Consider the following 15,957-nt stretch of genomic DNA (forward strand, 5'->3'; position numbering starts at 1 on the left):
ACGCAGCCCCCCGGCCGCTGCGGGCCGACGCGCGGCGCAACCGGGAGAAGATCCTCACCACCGCCGCGCGCGTGTTCGGGGAGCAGGGGCCCGACGCGCACCTGGAGCGCATCGCCAAGGAGGCGGGCGTGGGCAGCGCCACCCTCTACCGCAACTTCCCCACCCGGGAGGACCTGATCGAGGCGGTCTACCGCAACGAGGTGGCCCAGCTGTGCGAGGCCGCCCCCGCCCTGCTCGCCGAGCGGCCGCCCGAGCAGGCGCTGCGCGCCTGGACCCGCCTGTTCCTGGACTACGCCACCGCCAAGTACGGCATGATCGACGCCCTGCGCGCCATCGCCGCCACCGGGGCCAACCCCTACGGCGGCAGCCGGGAGATGATCCGGGCCGCCGTCACCGCGCTCATGGACGCCTGCGCGGCCGCCGGCGCGATCCGCACCGACATCCGGCCCACCGACCTCGCCGCCGCCCTGGAGGGCATCGCCCTCACCTCGGCGGGCGCCGGGCACCGCGAGCAGGCCGAGCGCCTGCTCGACCTCACCCTGGACGGCCTCACCGCGCGGCGGTGAGGCACCGGTGGGGCAACGGCGACGAGGGCCGGGGCCGCCAACGGCACGATCGAAGGGAGGCGGCCCCGGCCCCGGTCCGTTCCCGTACGGGCGGGGCATCGACCGCGGAAAGCCCGTACGGCTGCGGTCGGCACCCATTCGACGACTTCAACAGCACTTGAAGTCAAGCCCCCCGGCCGCGCCCCCGACAGGAAACCGGACACCGCCGCGGGGTAGCCTCGCTCCCGGCGGGGGCCGACAGGCGCGACGGGACGAGGGGCGGACGGGATGACGCAGCAGCAGCGCGGCTACTGGCGGGAGGCGGACGGCACGGCCGTCGCCGTCAGCCAGGCGCACATCGTGTGGACCAGGGCGGCCTACCCGGCCCTGGTGGACGTGGCCCACCGCTACCACGCGGTGATCACCTACGCCGAGCTGGCCGAGGCCGTCCAGCAGGCCTCCGGGGTGCGCACCAGCGTCAACCAGCGGCACTGGATCGGCAAGGTGCTGGCCCTGGTGGTGCGCGAGGCCCACCGGCGCGGCGACCCGCCGCTGACCGCCCTGGTCGTGAACGCCACCGACGGCATGGTCGGGGCCGGCTACCAGGACGTGCTGGAGGTCGCCGGGCAGCCGCCCGTCCTGGACGAGATGGACCGCGAGCAGCACGCCGCCGCCGCCCGGCTCGCCTGCTACCGGCACTTCGGCGCCGACCTGCCCGCCGACGGCGGCATCCCCGCCCTGGCCCCGCGCCTGAAGACCACGGTGACCCGCCGCAAGAGCGCCGCCGCCGCCCCCGCGGCCGCCGCGGCCACCGCGACCACCCCGCGCCCGCCGGCGATCTGCCCCAACTGCTTCCTGGAACTGCCCGCGACCCGGGTGTGCGACTCCTGCGGGGCGACCGTCGCCTGAGCCGGGGCCCGGGACACGGCCCAGGACGCGGCCCGGGGTGCGGCCCGGCCGCCTCACACCGCGGCCGGCATCCTCCCCGGCATCTGCCAGCCCTCCGCCAGCCGCGAGGGCGTCAGCCGCCGGCCCTCGCCGAAGAACTCGCAGAACTTCATGATCAGCGGGTCCCAGCCGACCGGGTCCACGTAGTGGTCGGTGCCCGGCACGATCAGCCGCTCGTCCACGTGCGCGCGCACCACCGAGACCTCGAAGGCGGTGCACCCCGGGTTGCCCGCCAGCGGCCGGGCCTCCTCCAGCCGGCACTCCAGCTGCACCGGGCACTCGGCGGCCCGCGGCGCCCGCACCAGCTCACCGGGCAGCTCGGTCAGCCCCGCGGCGGCGAACTTCCCCCGCTCGTGCCGGTAGCCCTGCGCGAGCCGGTGCTCGGTGATCCGCGGGTTGGCGGTCAGCAGCGCGAGCGCGTCCACGGCGTCGACCTGCCCGGCCGAGGGCAGGTTGAGCACGCACTCGCCCTCGCGCCGCAGGTTGACCGACGTCTGGGAGCTGTTGCCCAGCCCCAGCACGCAGGTCTGCCCCAGCCACCAGGCCGAGGACATCGGCGCCAGGTTGGCGCTGCCGTCCTCGTTGCGCGAGCCGATCAGCACCACCGGGGTGCCGAAGTAGAGAACCTTGAGATCGGTGACCTTGTGCACGGGAAGAGCCGTCCTCGCATCGGATGAGTCGGTGGCCCGGACCGGACGGTCCGCGACCGGACACCGACTCTGCCCCCGCCCGCGCCCCGGCGCTGGCGGGGATCGGACACCGCGTTCCCGCACCCGCAGCTCGCGGCGCCGGGGGGGTCAGCCCAGGCCGCGGACGGCGACCGTACGGGCCTGGCCGTCGGTCAGCCGGTACGACAGGCCCACCACCGCGGCCCGCCCCTCGGCGACCCGGGCGGCCAGCAGCTGCGAGCGCTCCAGCAGCAGGTCCACCGTCTGGCGGATGTGCTCGTCCACGATCGCGTCCGGGTCCTCGATGCCCGCCGCCTTCGCCGACAGCACGCTCGGCGTCACCCGCTCCACCACGTCCCGCACGAAGCCGCCGGGCAGCCTGCCCTGCTCCAGGGAGTCCAGCGCCGCCGCCACCGCGCCGCACGAGTCGTGCCCGAGCACCACCACCAGCGGGCAGTCCAGCACCGCCGCCCCGTACTCGATGCTGCCCAGCGCCTCCGCACCGGTCACGTGACCGGCGGTGCGCACCACGAACAGGTCACCCAGACCCCGGTCGAAGATGATCTCGGCGGCCAGCCGGGAGTCGGAACAGCCGAACAGCACCGCGAACGGCTTCTGCGCCGCCCCCAGCGCGGCCCGCCGCCCGGCGTCCTGGTTGGGGTGCTCGGGGCTGCCGCCGACGAAACGGGCATTGCCCTCCAGCAGCACCCGCAGCGCCTCGGCGGGGTCGGATATCGGGCCGGATATCGGAGAGGAGATCATGCGGCCACCCTAGATCGCCGCCGCCGGGACCCGCAGCCGGGGGCCGGGTGCCACGAAAAAGCGGATGCCCGCGCCCCCGCCGCCGTGGCAGGGTCGCGCGCATGAACACCGACACGCCCACCGGCTGGTCCTTCGCCACCGCCCGGCAACCCGCCACCTTCGGGGCCTGCACCGTCGAGGGCGAACCGGACGAACCGGAGCACGCCGCGGTCGGCGACGACCGGACACTGTGCCAGGAACAGCCACGCACCATCGTCCGCTACCGCCACCCGTTCGGCGTGCGCGTCGGCGCCCGGTTCTGCCCGCGCTGCCAGCACCTCGCCGCCGCCGCCCCGACCCGCCCCGGCGTCCAGGAACGCCTGCACGAACGCGTCCTGGACGCCGCCGAGGGGCCGCTGCGCGCGGACCTGCTGGCCGCGCTGCGCCGCGGCGCGCCCGTCCCCAAGTGGTTCAACGGCCCCGCGGACTTCCTGGCGTCGCACGCCGGCCTCGACGAACTGACCGAGGGCGCCGCCCCCGCCGCCGCGGCCTTCGAGGCGCAGACCCTCTCGCTGGCCGTGGCCGAGGACGGCCCCTGGCGCTACCTCGTCGTCCTGCCGCACGACGGCGGTGCCCCGCTGCTCGCCCGCGGCCCGCGCACCGCCTGACGCCTGTCCCCCGGATCCCCGCCGGGTCCGCGGCGTCGGGGCACGCACCTCGCCGCGGTGGCGGCCGGCCCGCCCGGCGCCACCACCCGGTTACCGGGCGCGCGCCGGGCGGGGCAGGGTGTCCGAGCGGCCCGGTACGGTGGCTGCTGTGCCCACCCGCGTACCCCTCGAAGACCTCGTCCGGCTGCGCCGGGCCCGCGACCGGATGGACCGCGAGTACGACCAGCCGCTGGACGTGCCCGCGCTGGCCCGCACCGCGCTGATGTCGCCCGGCCACTTCTCGCGCAGCTTCCGCACCGCCTACGGCGAGACCCCGTACAGCTACCTGATGACCCGCCGGATCGAACGGGCCAAGGCGCTGCTGCGGCGCGGCGACCTCAGCGTCACCGAGGTGTGCATGGCGGTGGGCTGCACCTCGCTCGGCTCCTTCAGCAGCCGCTTCACCGAACTGGTCGGCGAGAGCCCCAGCGCCTACCGCTCCCGCGACCACGCCGACGGCGAGCCCATCCCCGCCTGCATCGCCAAGATCCGCACCCGCCCCGCGCGCCGCACCTGAGGCGCCGTACCTGAGGCGAAGGGCGGCCCCTCTCCCGTAAGTTGACGTGCATGAGCATCGAACTCGCGCAGTGCTTCATCGCCGTCGACGACCACGACAAGGCGCTCGCCTTCTACCGCGACGTCCTCGGCTTCGAGGTGCGCAACGACGTCGGCTTCGAGGGCATGCGCTGGGTCACCGTCGGCTCGCCCGAGCAGCCCGGGGTGGAGATCGTCCTGGAACCCCCGCTGGCCGACCCGCACGCCTCCGAGGACGACCGCCGGGCCGCCGCCGAACTCCTCGCCAAGGGGCTGCTGCGCGGCGTCATCTTCCGCACCGACGACTGCGACGCCACCTTCGAGCGCATCCGCGCCGCCGGCGCCGAGGTCCTCCAGGAGCCGATGGACCAGCCCTACGGCGTGCGCGACTGCGCCTTCCGCGACCCGGCGGGCAACATGCTGCGCTTCAACCAGCCGCGCGCCAAGTAGCGCTCAGGGCCTTCCGGCCGGGCGGCCCAGGCGGTGCAGGACCAGCCAGGCCTGGACGCCCTGGGCCAGCAGCACGGCCGGCGGCACCGCCCAGGGCAGCAGGCCGGCCAGGGCCAGCGGGAACAGCGCCAGGACGGTCACCGCCAGGACGGGCAGGGTGCTCAGCAGGGCGACGCGCAGCCGCACCCGGCGGGGCATCATGACGCCTCCCGGGCCCGGTCGAGGAAGGTGCGCAGGTCGGCCCAGGCGTCGGCGGGGGCGGCGGGGTCGCCGGACAGGGCGGCCGGGTCCTCGCGCCAGGCGGTGCGCACGGCGGCGGACAGCGTGGTGTCGCCGCCGCTGAACAGGCGGGAGAGCTCGTCGAGGCGGGCGGCGATGCGGCGCACCCGGGGGTCGGCCGGGTCGGTGCCGGCGGCGCGCAGGGCCTCGGCGCGGCGGTAGAGCTGGGGCCACTCGACCTCCAGCAGGTAGTGGGCGGCCGGGCCGAGGGCGGCCGCGTGGTCGGCGAGGGCGTGCAGCTGGTCCTCGTCGAGGTGGCGGCGCAGGGCCTCGTCGGCGGCGGGCCGGGTGGCGCCGGCGGCCCGCACCAGGCGCAGCAGGTCCTCGGTGCCGGGCTCGCGTGCGGCGGCGAGCTCGCCGTCCAGGTGGCCCAGGCGCTCGCGCAGCTCCCGCAGCGCCGCCAGGGAGGCCTCGGTGGCGGCCAGGTGCTCGCGCACCAGGCGCCGCACGTCCACGCCGGCGTCCAGGCAGGTGGCGATGGTCTCCAGGCCCAGGCCCAGGCGGCGCAGGGCGAGGATCTGGTAGAGCCGCACGACGTCCTGCTCGGTGTAGGCGCGGTGGCCGGAGGCGGTGCGCCGGGAGGGGCACAGCAGGCCGAGCTGGTCCCAGTGGTGGAGGGTGCGTACGGTCAGTCCGCTCGCCTCGGCGAGCGGGCCGACCTTCCAGGTCTGTTCGGAGGAGGGCATGGCACGAGCATCCCTCCTGACGCCGCGTGAGGTGCAAGCCCCCGGGGCGCACCTCAGGCGGCACGGGCGGGCAGCGGGTAGTCGGGCAGGGCGATGTCGCCGGCCTTGGCGAACTGGGCGGCCAGGACGGCGCGCAGCGGCCAGCGGCCCATCCAGCGCATCGAGGCGGCGCGCAGGCGGATCATCAGGGCGCTGTCGGGGGCGTAGCCGTTGACGCCGCCGGGCGGCAGCTCCTGGGCGCGGGTCACGTAGGGGCGCATCAGCTCCTCGTAGCGGGCGTAGGCGGTGGTGAAGTCGCCCGCCGCGGCGGCGAGTTCACCGGCCAGCAGGTAGGCGCCGACCAGGGCGAGGCTGGTGCCCAGGCCGGTGAGCGGGCTGGGGCTGTAGCCGGCGTCGCCGAGCAGGGCGACGCGGCCGCGGCTGTAGCGCTCCAGGTGGATCTGGCCGAAGGAGTCGAAGGCGAAGTCGTCGGCGGCGGCCATGCCCGCGACCAGGCGCTCCACCCGCCAGCCGGCGCCGGCGAAGCGGTCGGCGAGCAGCCGGCGCCTGGCGGCGTCGTCGCCGCGCTCGAGGGCGAGCGGGCCGGAGCGGAAGGCCAGGGAGGCCTTGACCTCCCCGGGCAGCCGGCCGGGCCGGGCGGCGGCGACCAGCCCGCCGGGGGCGTTGTACATCAGGAACCAGCCGTCCAACTCGCGCGCCAGCGCCGGGTCGTGGACGGTGAACCAGCAGTGGTGGCCGCCGAGCGGGCGGTAGTGGTCCGGCTCCGGGCCGAAGGCCAGGCGGCGCACCGCCGAGTGCAGCCCGTCGGCGCCGACGACCAGGTGGAAGCGGCGGGCGGGGGCGTTCTCGAAGTGGACGGTGACACCGTCGGCGTCCTCCGCCAGGGCGGTGACCGTGTCGTCGTACAGGTACTCGACGCCGTCGGTGGCCTGCCGGAGCAGGTCGGCGAGGTCGCCGCGCAGGATCTCCAGCTCGGAGACGATGCCCTCGCCCCCGAACAGCTCGACGGGCATCCGGGCGCTGTGCCGGCCGCGGGTGTCGACCAGGGCGATGCCGCGCTGCTCCACGCACAGCGCGCGGGCGCGCTCCATCAGGCCCATCCGCTCGATGACGGTGCGTCCGGCGCCGCGCAGGTCGACGGCCTGCCCGCCGGGGCGCGGGGCGGGGGCCCGCTCGACGACGGTGGGATTGAAGCCGTGGCGGCGCAGCCAGTGGGCGAGGGCGGGGCCGGCGATGCCGGCGCCGGAGACGAGGATGTCGGTGTTCTCCATGCCCGCAACCGTACGCCGTACGCATCGCGGTCAACAAGCCTTGTTCTGCGGTTGTTTGGGGCTGGCGCACTAGTGCACCAGGGCGCTTCGGGGTCGGTCCGGGGGTGGTTCGCCGGCCTCCGGGGGAGGGTTCGGCGCAGGCCGGTGGCCTGCGGTGGCGCCCGCGGGTGCACTAGTGCGCGCGAGGGGCGGGCCGACGGGGTCGGGGTCGGCTCGGGGACGGCTCAGGGTGGGGCGGGGGCGGCTCAGGGTGGGGCGGGGTCTGCGGGGGCGGGTGCGGAGCCCGGTTCAGGACTTCGGCGCCGTGCCCAGCAGGGTGTGCACCAGGTCCCCGCCCAGGGCGAGGCCGGCCGGCGACTCGTCGGAGAGGCCGTAGTCGCGGTACCACTCGGCCGGGGCCTCCGGGTGCGGGCCGCTGACCGCCACCCGGCCCGAGCCGTACGGGGCGACGGCGGCCGCGGCCCGGTCGTTGGTGTAGCGGGCCAGCACCTGGGCGCCCGGGCCCTCCAGGTCGAAGTACGGGCCGTCCTGGAAGTACATCCGCTGCGGCTGCCCGCGCCAGGAGACGTCGACCAGGTGGTCCTGCTCGTCGGTGACGGTGGCGCCCCCGGAGCTGATGTACTGCCCGGAGTCGCCCGGCAGGAGGCCGTAGCCGGGGTCGTGGCCGGCCAGGTAGCCGCCCATGCACAGCCCCAGGTAGTGCCCGCCGCCGCGCACGTAGGCGCGCACCAGCTCGGGGGAGAAGCCCGGGTCCTGCTGCAGCAGGCGCCAGGCGGTGGACACCTCCTGCCCGTTGGTGCCGCCCGGCTGCACGTACAGCGCCGCGCCGGACAGCGCGTCCGGGCCGAAGCGGACCTCCTCCTCGGGCCCGATGTAGCGCACCGCGAAGCCGTCGTGCTCCAGCAGGTCGTGCGCCGCCTCCGGGCAGCCCTCGCAGGCCGCCGGGCCCCGGTAGACCAGCGCCAGCGGACGGCCCTGCGGATCCGGCGCGGCCCCGCCGCCCGCGTCCGCGCGCGGCGCCCGGCCGGCCCGCGCGGCGCCGTCCGGGCCGCCCCCGGAGGGGGGAGCCCCGCACGCCGACGCCGCCAGCACCACCGCCGCCAGCGCCAGCGCCGCCGCGCCCCGCCCAACCCTCATGACCTGCACGCGTGCCGCCTCCCCGGGCCGTTGCCGTCCGCCGCCACGACGCTACGGCCCACGCCCCCGGGCCCGCACACCAGCCCCCCTGATCGGGTGAACGGGGAGGCGGTCGTTGACCGGCCCCGGGGTGGAACCGGGGGAGGCCCGCGGTTGACGGCCCCGGGGACTCGGGAGTGTTCGGGCGTCAGGAGGCCCCGGGCGTCAGGAGGCCCCGGGCCTCAGGAGGACGCGGCCGCCGCCGCGAGCGCCGGGGCCGGCGCCGGCCGGGCCGGCGGGAACCGCCGAAGCCGCACCAGCGCCAGCACCAGCAGCAGGGCCAGCGCCCCGGCCGCACAGGCCAACGCGAACGCCGCGAGGGGCCCGTGCGCGCCGACCAGCGGCCCCACCCCCGTCACCGCCAGCCCCTGCCCCGCGATCAGCCCGCTGCCCAGCAGCGTCATCGCCTCCGCCATCCGGCCCGCCGGCGCGACCCGCTCCACCAGGCCGAACACCGCGATCAGCGCCGGCGCCACCGCGAACCCCACCGCCCCCACCGCCACCGCCGCACCCGCCACCCCGTCCACCGGCAGCAGCCCCAGCAGCAGCACCGCCTGCGCCGCCACCGCCGTGCGCAGCCGCGCGGTGAGGTCGAAACGCTCCGCGAACGAGGCCAGCAGGACCCCGGCCGCCGCGCTGCTCACCCCCATCGCCGACCAGACCAGGCCGCCGACGCCCGCGTCCCCCCGGGCCAGGTACTGCACCCCGGTGTTGGCGGCGCCGAACACCACGCCCTGCAGCACCGTCACGGCGATCAGCACCAGCAGCGGCCCGGACAGCACCCGCCCCGCCGCCGTGCGCCCCGCCGCCGTGGGCGCCGCTGCCACCGCGGGCGCCGGCGCCGGGGCCGTCGGGTGCAGCGCGAACACCGTGCCGAACACCGCCATCAGCACCGCCGCGCACACCAGGCCCGCCGCCGGGTGCACCGCCCAGGCCAGCACCCCGACCAGGGCGGGGCCGGCCACGAAACTCGTCTCGTCCACCACCGCGTCGAAGGCCAGCGCCGGGCCGACCAGTTCGTGGCCGTCACGGCGCCCGCCCGCCAGCGCGATCCAGCGGGTCCGCGACAGCGGCCCGATCTGCGGCACGGTGAAACCCGCCAGCGCCGCGCACCCGGCCTGCACCGCCGGCGCCAGGGCGCCGACCGAGGCCACCACCAGGGCGGCCGTCAGCAGCGCGTTGGCCAGCGACGCCGCCAGGATCACCGGACGGTGGCCGCGCCGGTCGGCCAGCCGGCCCAGCAGCGGCCCGCCCACCGCCTGCCCGCCCCACAGCAGGCCCGCCACCACCCCGCCGCGGCCCACCCCGTCCAGCGCGGTCACCATCAGCAGCGTCCCGGTCGGGCACAGCGCGGCGGGCAGCCGGGCGAGGAAGGACACCAGGGGCAGCCGGGGCCCGGCGAGTCGGACGACGCCTTGCACGGCGGTGCGAGCGGACAAGGGGCGCCCTTCATCGGTGGTCGCGGCGGACGCCCCCCACTACACCGGACGGCGCGCGCGCCCGGCCATCGGCGGCGGCACCAAGCGGGCCGCGCCGCGGGCGGGGCGGCGCTGGACGTTCCTCCGAGCCGCAGGCCCGCCCTCCACGGCGGCGGGCGTCAGTCCTCCCGCAGCGCCCGCACCACCGCCGACAGGTCCCGGTCCGCGATCGACGGGTCCGCCAGCAGCGCCTGACGGGCCGCCGCCAGCAGCGGGCCGCCGCCCGCCAGGGCGAGGTCCTTGGCGGCCAGCCGCACCGGGAAGTCCGACTCCGCGCTGCGCGCCCGGGCCACCACCCCCGCGAGCGGCCCGGCCGCCAGCACCTCCAGCGCCTGCTCCTGCGGCACGCCCAACTCGCCCGCCACCGAAAGCACTTCGTCCAGGACGGCGACCGAGGTGACGATCGCGCCCATCACCACCACCTTCAACGCCGCCCCCGCACCGGGGCCCCCGCAGCGCCGCACCCGGCCCAGGTGGGACAGCACCGGCTCGGCGCGCTCCAGGTCGGCGTCCTCGCCGCCCGCGTAGACGGTCAGCTCGCCGCGGGCGGCCGGGCCGACGCTGCCCAGCACCGGGGCGTCCACCAGGGCCACGCCCTCCGGCAGCCGCTCCCGCAGCCCGGCGAGGGCGCGCGGGCCGATCGAGGACATGTCGATCCACAGGGTGCCGGGGGCCAGCGCGGCGGTGAAGCGCCCGGCGACCTCGGCGGCGGCCTGCGGGTCGGAGAGCATCGTGACGACGATGCCGGCCCCGGCCACCGCCCCGGCCGGGTCGGCGGCCTCGGTCAGGCCGTCGGCGCGGCCGGGAGTGCGGTTCCACACGGTCAACGGGTAGCCGGCGGCGGCCAGGCGACGGGCCATCGGCAGCCCCATCCGGCCCAGGCCCAGAAAGGCGATCTTTTCCATGGCCCCCACGCTAGGCAGCCCCGAGCCAGGCGACAAACGAATGTCTCGCATGGTACTCATGCGTAATGGACATGGCTTGGCTGGACGTCTTCCGCACCGTCGCCCACCTGGGCTCCTTCACCGCCGCCGGCGAGCGCCTGGGCTTCACCCAGTCCGCCGTCTCCCGCCAGATCGCCACCCTGGAAGCCGAGTTGGGCGCCCCGCTGTTCGACCGCCTGGCCCGCGGGGTCCGGCTGACCGAACACGGCCGCGCCCTGCTCCCGCACGCCGAGGCCCTGCTGGAACGCCTCGACACCACCCGCCGCGACCTCGTCGCCCTCACCGAACTCGACGCCGGACGCCTGCGGGCGGGCGCCTTCGACAGCGCCAACGCCGAACTCGTCCCCGCCGCCCTCGCCGCCTTCCGCACCGCCCATCCGCAGGTCGAGACCACCCTCACCGAAGGCCTCAGCGCCCAGCTGCTGGAGCGCCTCGCCGAGGCCACCATCGACCTCGCCGTGGTCGCCTCCTACGCCGAGGACCCCCAGGACGCCTACGACACCGACCAGTTCGAGCTGCACCCGTTGCTCGCCGACCCCGTCCTGGTCGCCCTCCCGCGCGGCCACCGGCTCGCCGGCCGGCGCCGCCTGCGGCTGGCCGAACTCGCCGACGAACCCTGGATCGCCGCCCGCCGCGACCCCGGATCCACCCTGCTCGCCGCCTGCCTGCGCAGCGGCTTCCAGCCCCGCATCGAGTACGCCGTCGGCGCCTGGGCCGCCAAACTCGGCCTGGTCGCCGCGGGGTTGGGCCCCACCCTCATCCCCGCCCTGGCCGCCCGCGCCGCCCGCCCCGACATCGCCCTGGTCCCCCTCCACCCCCAGGACACCCCCGTGCGCCACGTCTGCACCGCCACCCGCCGGGGGCAGCGGGTGCCGCCCGCGGTGGCCGGCTTCCTCGGCTTCCTGCGGGCGGCAGCCGACGCCCACCGGGGCTGACGCCCAACGGAGTTGGCGCTCGCCGGAGTTGGCTCCCACCGGGGCCGGCGCTTGGCCGGAGTCGGCGCTCCGCCGCCTCCACCGTCCGGGCCGGCGGCACCGCGACCGTCAACCGGGCAGGGGGCCGGGTGGCGCGTTAACTCGGTTGAAGGGTGCGGTGGTTGCGGGCGATCATGCGGGGATGAGCGAGCGACCCGAGCGATGGACCCAGGCCACCGTCTACCCCGACATGTGGGCCGACCCGGCCGACGATCCACGCAACAGTGAAGGCCCCGCCCCGGACGGCGAGGCCGCCACCCTCGAGGACTACCTGGTCAACTACCGCCTCACCCTGCGGATGAAGTGCGAGGGCCTGGACGCCGAGCAGCTCGCCCGGCGCTCGGTGCCGCCCTCGACCATGTCGCTGCTCGGCCTGGTGCGCCACCTGGCCGAGGTGGAACGCGACTGGCACAACTGGATCCGCGAGGGCGAGCCGCAGCCCAAGCTCTACGGCGCCCGCGACGCCGACTTCGACGGGGCGCTCCCCGACCCGGCCCTGGTCGAGGCCGCCTGGCGCGACCTGGAGCGCGAACAGGCCGCCCTGGACGCCGCGTTGGCCGCCCATCCGGACCTCGGCGAGCGCCTCGGCAAGCAGCGGCTCTCGGTCCGGGAGGTCCAGGTGCACCGCATCGAGGAGTACGCCCGCCACTGCGGCCACGCCGACCTGCTGCGCGAGTGCGTGGACGGCCGCGTGGGCCAGTGACGTGAGGGCTGCCGGGGCGGCCGGCGCCCCGGCGGCCCGGCGGCCCCGGCGCCCCTCACCCTCAGCAGGTGGCGTCGGCCGGCGGCAGCACGCCGGTGGACAGGTAGGCGTCCACGGCGCGCTGGGCGCAGGGGCTGTAGCCGTTGAGGAGGACGGTGTGGATCCGGCCGGGGACGGTCAGCAGCCGGGAGGCGGACAGCCGGGCGTGCAGGGCCAGGGCGCCGGCGTAGGGGGCGTGGGTGTCGCCGGTGGACTGGATCTGCAGGGCGGGCACCGCGTTGCGCACCTGGACGAACGGCTCCTGCGGGTCGGTCGGCCAACTCGCGCACGGCGTGGGCCCGTTGAACACCGGTCCGAAGAGGGGCCGGGTGGCGCGGGAGCGTTCGACGGCGGCCGCGTACCACCCGGGGGAGCGCGGCATCGCCACGTCGTCGCACAGGTAGCCGATCGCGGCGGCGAGGTCGGCGCCGGCCTGCGGGTCGGGCGCCAGGACGGCCGTCAGCAGCGCGTGCAGGGTCGGGCTCGCCTGCACCGGCCTGCCGTCGGCGGCGTCCAGCAACTGGCGCAGCACGTCCGCGTAGTCGGCGCTGTCGCGGTCGTCGCCCTGGCAGACGGTGAGCAGGAACGGCAGCAGGGCGCCGTCGAGGCGGAACCCGTCGATGCCGATCGGCGCCGCCTCGGCGCGCCGGACCAGGCCCTGCACGGTGGCGCGCACCGCCGCCGCCGTCGCGCCCAGCCGGTACCGGTCGTCGCGGGGCGCGGCCCAGGCGGCGAAGTCGTCCAGCGCCCGCTCGTTGGCGGCCCCCATGTCCTGGAGCGTCCGGACCCCGTACCGGTCCGGGTCCGGCGCGCTGTCCAGCACCAGGCGGTCCACCCGGCCCGGATACAGCTGCGCGTACACCGCGCCCAGCAGCGCGCCGTAGGACTGGCCGAAGAAGGAGGCGCGCTGCTCGCCCAGGGCCGATCGCAGCACGTCCAGGTCGCGCGCGGTGTTGCGGGTGGTCAGGTGCGGCAGCAGGTCCGGGTACTTGCCCAGGCAGGCGTCGGCGTCCGCCTTCGCCAGGCGCCAGCTCTCCCGGAAGCCGGCCGCGCCGCTGCCCGCCGAGCGCAGCCAAGTGCCGTGGTTCAGGCCGCAGTCGAGGCCGCCGCTGGCACCCACCCCGCGCGGGTCCATCCCGATCAGGTCGTAGGCGGCGGCCGTGGCCGGGGCCAGCCGGTCGCGCAGCGCGACCGGCAGGGCCAGTGCGCGCTCGCCGGGGCCGCCCGGGTTGGACAGCAGGACGCCGTGCCGGGCGGCGGGGTCGGCGGAGCGGATCCGGGAGACGGCGAGGGGCAGGGTGCGGCCGTCGGGCGCGCGGTAGTCCAGCGGGACGGTGAGCGTGGCGCACTCGGCGCCGGCGGCGGCCAACTCCGGATCCTGGCACGGTCCCCAGGCGAGGGCCTGGTGCCGGAAGCGCTCCGGCGGATCGGCGGCGGCGGCCTTGTCGGCCGGTGCGGCCGGTGCGGCCGGGGTGGCGGCGGTGGCGGCGGTGGCGGTGGGAGCGGCGGCCGCGGACAGGGCCAGGGCGGCGGCGAGTACCAGGGCGGGCTTCATGGCGTCCACCCTAAAGTCCCCGTGCCGTAGGGGGGTTGGCGGCCCGAGGAGGGCCCCGTGCCGTCGCGCGGGCGCACCTGCCGGATCCGATTGACCCATGGAAACGGTGCTCGATTGCCCCATGATCGTGGGTCTTTCCGCTCCTAGGCTGGTCCCATGACGACGACGGAGAGCACCGCCCCCGCCCCCGCTGCCACCCCCGCCACCGCCCCGGTCCTGGCCCGCCACGGTGAGGCCGAGACCTGCGCCGACCCGAGCGCCACCATGACCCTGCTCGCCGAGACGGCCCCCGGCGAGGGCGGCTTCACCGTCTACCGCTCCGCCTTCGCCCGGGGCGCGGTCGGGGCCCCGGCGCACTTCCACACCCGGGCGACGGAGCTGTTCTTCGTGATCAGCGGCTCGCTGCGGGTCCTGGTCGGCGAGGAGGTCACCGTCCTGGACGCGGGCGACTTCCTGGCCGTGCCCCCGCACACCCCGCACGCCTTCGCCGCCGCCCCGGGCTCCGAGGCCGACGTGCTGTTCGTGTTCGCCCCCGGCATGGATCGCTTCGACTACCTGCGCCTGCTGGGGACCGTCATGCGCGGCGAGGCCGACCCGGGGGCGATCGCCGCCTCCGCCGAGCGCTTCGACAACCACTACGTGGACAGCCCCGCCTGGCGCGCCGCCCTGGCGGGCCGGGCCTGACCCGGTCCCGGGGCGCGGGGCCCTTCGACGGGCCGGGGCGGCCCGGGTGTGGAACGGTGGAAGGCCGGGGGATCAGGGGGCCGGTTGCGAGAGGAGTCGCCATGTCGTCGAAGCGCCGCCGCAAGAAGAAGGCCCGGGCCAAGCGCGGGGCCAACCACGGCCGCCGGCCCCAGTGCTGAACGGTTGAACGGCTGAACGGCCGGTCCGTACGGCCCCGCGTCCGCAGCTCGGACGCCGGGCCGTACCTCCGGTCACCCTGCGCAGTCACCCGCGCAGCCAGCCCGCGGAGTCAGCCCGCGCCGTCGAGCGCGGCCGCCTTGCGCAGCAGCACCGCCCGCTCGCGGGCGTTGCGGCACAGCCGGGCCGCGAGCTCCAGCTCCGCCCGGGCCTCGCCGGTGCGCCCCAGGCGGGTCAGCAGTTCGCCGCGCACGCCCGGCAGCAGGTGGGAGCCGGCCAGGCGCCCGGAGACGGCCAGGTCGTCGACCAGGGCGAGCGCGGGCCCCGGCCCCTCGGCCATCGCGACGGCCACCGCCCGGTTGAGTTCGACCACCGGGGACGGCGCCACCCGGCCGAGCGCCTCGTAGAGCAGCACGATCCGTTCCCAGTCGGTGTCGGCCACGCCGGGCGCCGCCGCGTGGCAGGCCGCGATCGCCGCCTGGAGGCCGTACGGGCCCAGGCCCTGCCCGAGGGTGGCGGCCCGGCCCAGGGCCGCCAGGCCGCGGCCGATCGCCGAGTGGTCCCAGCGGCGCCGGTCCTGGTCCTCCAGGAGCACCGCCTCCCCGTCCGGGCCGGTGCGGGCCGGGAAGCGCGAGGCGGTGAGCTCGAACAGGGCGAGCTGCCCGTGCACCTCGGGTTCGTCGGGCAGCAGGGCGGCCAGGGTCCTGGCCAGCCGCAGCGCCTCGTAGGCGAGGTCGGGGCGCAGCAGGTCGGTGCCGGAGGTGGCCGTCGAGCCCTCGGTGAAGACCACGTACAGGACGCTCAGGACGGCGCCCAGGCGCTCGCGCCGCTGCCGCCGCGGCGGCAGCTCGAAGGGCACGTGCGCGGCGGCGATGGTCTTCTTGGCGCGGGTGATCCGGGCCTGCACGGTGGGCACCGGCACCAGGAACGCCCGGGCGATCTCCTCGCTGGACAGGCCGCCGACCACCCGCAGGGTGAGCGCCACCCGGGCCTCGGGGGAGAGCACCGGGTGGCAGGCGGTGAACATCAGGGCGAGGACGTCGTCGTCGACCCGGTCCGGGTCGAACGGCAGCTCCGGCGCCGGTGCGGGCCCGGCCGCCGAGCCGGCGCTGAACTGGCCCTCGGCCAGGCCGCCGGCGAGCGCGGTGTAGCGCTCGTCCAGGGCCGAGGCGCGGCGGAAGGCGTCGATGGCCCGGCGCCGGGCGCAGGCCAGCAGCCAGCCCACCGGGTCGGCCGGGGCGCCGTCGCGCGCCCAGGAGACCAGGGCCTCGGCCAGCGCCTCCTGGGCGACGTCCTCGGCCAGGGCGAAGTCCCCGGTGTAGCGGGCCAGCGCGCCCACGACCCGGGCGGACTCGATCCGCCACACGGCCTCGACGGCCCGCCGGGCGTCCTCGATGC

The 15,957-nt window shown here is 77.0% G+C and carries 18 protein-coding genes; 8 read left to right on the top strand and 10 right to left on the bottom strand.

What is annotated here, in order from left to right:
* Positions 1-566 (top strand): TetR/AcrR family transcriptional regulator (locus ACFC1T_RS36945; protein ID WP_375896763.1); only part of this gene is annotated, 566 nt, incomplete at its 5' end.
* A 267-nt stretch (positions 567-833) separates the two neighbouring features.
* Complete coding sequence (locus tag ACFC1T_RS36950) at positions 834-1,454, top strand: hypothetical protein (RefSeq protein WP_375896766.1); 621 nt, start codon at positions 834-836, stop codon at positions 1,452-1,454.
* Positions 1,455-1,507: 53 nt separating this feature from the next.
* Here the strand turns inward: ACFC1T_RS36950 and ACFC1T_RS36955 are convergent, their stop codons facing one another.
* Together ACFC1T_RS36955 and ACFC1T_RS36960 are read right to left on the bottom strand one after the other, a co-directional pair.
* Positions 1,508-2,143, bottom strand: a complete 636-nt coding sequence (locus tag ACFC1T_RS36955) for a flavin reductase family protein (RefSeq protein ID WP_375896769.1) — start codon at positions 2,141-2,143, stop codon at positions 1,508-1,510.
* Between the two features lie 147 nt (positions 2,144-2,290).
* Positions 2,291-2,923 (bottom strand): carbonic anhydrase, encoded by a 633-nt coding sequence (locus ACFC1T_RS36960; RefSeq protein WP_375896771.1) that lies wholly within the window; start codon positions 2,921-2,923, stop codon positions 2,291-2,293.
* 101 nt (positions 2,924-3,024) lie between these two features.
* Between ACFC1T_RS36960 and ACFC1T_RS36965 the strand changes: the two genes are divergently transcribed.
* The 3 genes from ACFC1T_RS36965 (at position 3,025) to ACFC1T_RS36975 (ending at position 4,593) form a co-directional block, all read left to right on the top strand.
* Positions 3,025-3,570 carry a hypothetical protein gene (locus ACFC1T_RS36965; protein ID WP_375896774.1) on the top strand — a complete coding sequence of 182 codons (546 nt, stop codon included), beginning with the start codon at positions 3,025-3,027 and terminating at the stop codon, positions 3,568-3,570.
* Between the two features lie 205 nt (positions 3,571-3,775).
* Positions 3,776-4,126, top strand: a complete 351-nt coding sequence (locus ACFC1T_RS36970; RefSeq protein WP_375896803.1) for a helix-turn-helix transcriptional regulator — start codon at positions 3,776-3,778, stop codon at positions 4,124-4,126.
* Positions 4,127-4,176: 50 nt separating this feature from the next.
* The gene (locus ACFC1T_RS36975; protein WP_375896776.1) at positions 4,177-4,593 is read left to right on the top strand and encodes a VOC family protein; all 417 of its coding nucleotides are present in this window, start codon (positions 4,177-4,179) and stop codon (positions 4,591-4,593) included.
* A 3-nt stretch (positions 4,594-4,596) separates the two neighbouring features.
* Here ACFC1T_RS36975 and ACFC1T_RS36980 read toward each other — a convergent pair whose 3' ends face one another.
* The 6 genes from ACFC1T_RS36980 to ACFC1T_RS37005 all read right to left on the bottom strand — a co-directional run bounded on the left by ACFC1T_RS36980 (position 4,597) and on the right by ACFC1T_RS37005 (position 10,388).
* A complete protein-coding gene (locus ACFC1T_RS36980) occupies positions 4,597-4,794 on the bottom strand; it encodes a hypothetical protein (RefSeq protein WP_375896778.1) in 198 nt (65 codons plus the stop codon).
* A complete protein-coding gene (locus ACFC1T_RS36985) occupies positions 4,791-5,558 on the bottom strand; it encodes a MerR family transcriptional regulator (protein WP_375896780.1) in 768 nt (255 codons plus the stop codon). The genes ACFC1T_RS36980 and ACFC1T_RS36985 overlap by 4 nt, the downstream gene beginning before the upstream one ends.
* 53 nt (positions 5,559-5,611) lie before the next feature.
* Positions 5,612-6,829 carry an FAD-dependent monooxygenase gene (locus ACFC1T_RS36990; protein ID WP_375896782.1) on the bottom strand — a complete coding sequence of 406 codons (1,218 nt, stop codon included), beginning with the start codon at positions 6,827-6,829 and terminating at the stop codon, positions 5,612-5,614.
* Between the two features lie 288 nt (positions 6,830-7,117).
* Positions 7,118-7,966 carry a BPL-N domain-containing protein gene (locus ACFC1T_RS36995; protein WP_375896805.1) on the bottom strand — a complete coding sequence of 283 codons (849 nt, stop codon included), beginning with the start codon at positions 7,964-7,966 and terminating at the stop codon, positions 7,118-7,120.
* Positions 7,967-8,187: 221 nt separating this feature from the next.
* Positions 8,188-9,444 (bottom strand): MFS transporter, encoded by a 1,257-nt coding sequence (locus ACFC1T_RS37000; protein WP_375896783.1) that lies wholly within the window; start codon positions 9,442-9,444, stop codon positions 8,188-8,190.
* A 158-nt stretch (positions 9,445-9,602) separates the two neighbouring features.
* Complete coding sequence (locus ACFC1T_RS37005; protein WP_375896786.1) at positions 9,603-10,388, bottom strand: NAD(P)-dependent oxidoreductase; 786 nt, start codon at positions 10,386-10,388, stop codon at positions 9,603-9,605.
* A gap of 65 nt (positions 10,389-10,453) precedes the next feature.
* Between ACFC1T_RS37005 and ACFC1T_RS37010 the strand changes: the two genes are divergently transcribed.
* Together ACFC1T_RS37010 and ACFC1T_RS37015 are read left to right on the top strand one after the other, a co-directional pair.
* Positions 10,454-11,362, top strand: a complete 909-nt coding sequence (locus tag ACFC1T_RS37010; protein ID WP_375896789.1) for a LysR family transcriptional regulator — start codon at positions 10,454-10,456, stop codon at positions 11,360-11,362.
* 181 nt (positions 11,363-11,543) lie between these two features.
* Positions 11,544-12,104 (top strand): DinB family protein, encoded by a 561-nt coding sequence (locus ACFC1T_RS37015; protein WP_375896792.1) that lies wholly within the window; start codon positions 11,544-11,546, stop codon positions 12,102-12,104.
* Positions 12,105-12,165: 61 nt separating this feature from the next.
* Here the strand turns inward: ACFC1T_RS37015 and ACFC1T_RS37020 are convergent, their stop codons facing one another.
* Positions 12,166-13,698, bottom strand: coding sequence for an alpha/beta hydrolase (locus ACFC1T_RS37020; RefSeq protein ID WP_375896795.1), 1,533 nt, complete (start codon positions 13,696-13,698; stop codon positions 12,166-12,168).
* 156 nt (positions 13,699-13,854) lie between these two features.
* Between ACFC1T_RS37020 and ACFC1T_RS37025 the strand changes: the two genes are divergently transcribed.
* The gene (locus ACFC1T_RS37025) at positions 13,855-14,382 is read left to right on the top strand and encodes a cupin domain-containing protein (RefSeq protein WP_375896798.1); all 528 of its coding nucleotides are present in this window, start codon (positions 13,855-13,857) and stop codon (positions 14,380-14,382) included.
* Between the two features lie 289 nt (positions 14,383-14,671).
* Here the strand turns inward: ACFC1T_RS37025 and ACFC1T_RS37030 are convergent, their stop codons facing one another.
* Positions 14,672-15,955 (bottom strand): RNA polymerase sigma factor, encoded by a 1,284-nt coding sequence (locus ACFC1T_RS37030; RefSeq protein ID WP_375896800.1) that lies wholly within the window; start codon positions 15,953-15,955, stop codon positions 14,672-14,674.
* Between the last annotated feature and the right edge of the window lie 2 nt (positions 15,956-15,957).

It is taken from the genome of Kitasatospora sp. NPDC056076 (assembly GCF_042266305.1).
GTDB lineage: Bacteria > Actinomycetota > Actinomycetes > Streptomycetales > Streptomycetaceae > Kitasatospora.